Origin of the sequence: Candidatus Albibeggiatoa sp. nov. BB20 (assembly GCA_016744725.1) — a bacterium.
Lineage (GTDB): Bacteria > Pseudomonadota > Gammaproteobacteria > Beggiatoales > Beggiatoaceae > Albibeggiatoa.
Genome location: JADGDW010000293.1, coordinates 1 through 1961, shown reverse-complemented (window position 1 = coordinate 1961; position 1961 = coordinate 1). Strand labels below are relative to the sequence as shown.

General features: G+C 35.0%; 2 protein-coding genes. Both read left to right on the top strand.

The window, feature by feature from the left end:
• Positions 1–469 precede the first annotated feature (469 nt).
• The gene (locus ABXH34_RS18690) at positions 470–796 is read left to right on the top strand and encodes a hypothetical protein (protein WP_353573404.1); all 327 of its coding nucleotides are present in this window, start codon (positions 470–472) and stop codon (positions 794–796) included.
• 2 nt (positions 797–798) lie between these two features.
• Positions 799–1961: tyrosine-type recombinase/integrase (locus ABXH34_RS18685; protein WP_353573403.1), on the top strand; the 1163-nt coding region annotated here is incomplete at its 3' end.

Below are 1961 nucleotides of genomic sequence, written 5' to 3'. Positions count from 1 at the left end.
ATTATTGTATTGGTCGTTTTTTCAGTCATTTTTTAATAACTGGACATCAACGGGGTTATATTTTTACTATTTCTTTAATTTAGACGGAATATTTGGTATTTATATTGTTCTAGTTATCCAATTTTATTGGAAATACTTTTTAGCTCTATTTCCTATCCCAAATATCATTATTCTTAAATTTAGCATCTTGCGTAACCACACTTTTATCAAATCAGAATTATTAAACACATTTTATTTATAAAGCAATAAGCTCTAGTAGCTTTAAAGGCTTTAGTAGCTCTATTAAATATGAATTTTCAGTTTTATTGTTTTTTCTCCTAGGATATAGAGTGCTATAAAATTTTATCTTAAATATTTAAATAACGCTATTCAAGCTATTTACTGTTTAAGCGTTAATAACGTCAATGACTTTGATAGTGTTAATAGCTATAATGACGTTGTTTAGTTTTTTATTTGCAGGAGGTAGGGTATGAGTAATAAAGAGACCACAGATTTATTTCCAAATTCTGAAAAGCCAAAGTTGAATAAGAAGGATTGCAAACATACTTTGAAAATCCAATACTTAGAAGAAAGGGCAGGCAATGAGCCTTTGGTTCAAGTTATTGGGCGCGGCAGCCGCTCTGAAGTGGCTTATCGACTTACCGTGCCGTTGAATGATGAGCAATTTAAACGCTTACAGTCGATGGTTTTGGGTAATTTAGCAGTAGCAGTACCTATATTATTGACCCGTGCTTTAGATGAATTGGAACGTGAGAACAAAACCTTGAAGTTACAAGTGAAACGAAAAACGGATTAAATATGAAAAAATTGACTAAATCTTATGTTGATAAATTACCATTTCCAGAGAAAGGACAAGTTTTTTACCGCGACCCAGAGCTAAAAGGATTTGCATTACGCGCTACTAAAGGCAGCAAAACCTATATTGTGGAAACGTCAGTACGGGGTAAAACTTGCCGAGTAACGATTGGTAAACATGGGGTATTTAGTCCAGATCAAGCACGAATTCAAGCCAAAAAATTGCTCGCTGATATGGCAATGGGAATTAATCCAAACCAGCAAAAACAGCAAGAACGGGCTAGAACAGTCACTTTGCAACAAGCATTTAACCAATTTATGCAAGAACGTCAATTGAAGCCACATACTCGTTATGATTACGGCAATTGTTTTGAAGCTGTTTTTAAATCGTGGCATCACAAGCAAATTTTCGACATTAAAAAGCCTATGGTTTCTAGCTATTATGAGAAATTATGTGCTGAGCGTGGTGAAGCTTATGCTAATTTAAGTATGCGTTTTTTAAGATCATTGCTCAATTTTGCTAATGCTGCTTATGAAGACAATGAAGGTAATCGTCTATTCACAGACAACCCCGTTACTGTGCTTAGTGATAAGCGTCAATGGCGTATTGTGGCGCGGAGAGAGAGATTAATTAAGGCTCAGCAATTACCCATTTGGTGGTCTGCGGTGCAAAATTTATCTAATACCACACATCGAGATTATTTTATTTTGCTACTGTTAACGGGGCTACGGAAACGGGAAGCGGCGACTTTAAATTGGGATAATGTGGACTTAGATTCAGGCACAATAAAAATTATTGAAACCAAAAATTCACAGCCTCATACATTGCCTTTAAGTGATTTTTTACAAAATTTACTTGAAGCGCGATTACAAGGTTCAACTTCACAATGGGTATTTGAAGGACGCAAAAATAAGCCGATTGTTGAGTCTCGACATCAAATAAATTTGGTGCAATCACAGTCTGGGATTGAATTCTCTTGTCATGATTTACGCCGTACTTTTGCAACGATTGCGGAAAATTTGGACATTTCACAATATACAATCAAAAGACTATTGAATCATACCAATAATCAAGATGTTACCGCAGGCTATATTATTAAAGATATAGAAAGGATTAGAACTGCTATGCAGCAGATTACTGATAGTGTAATCGAGAAATGTAGAGG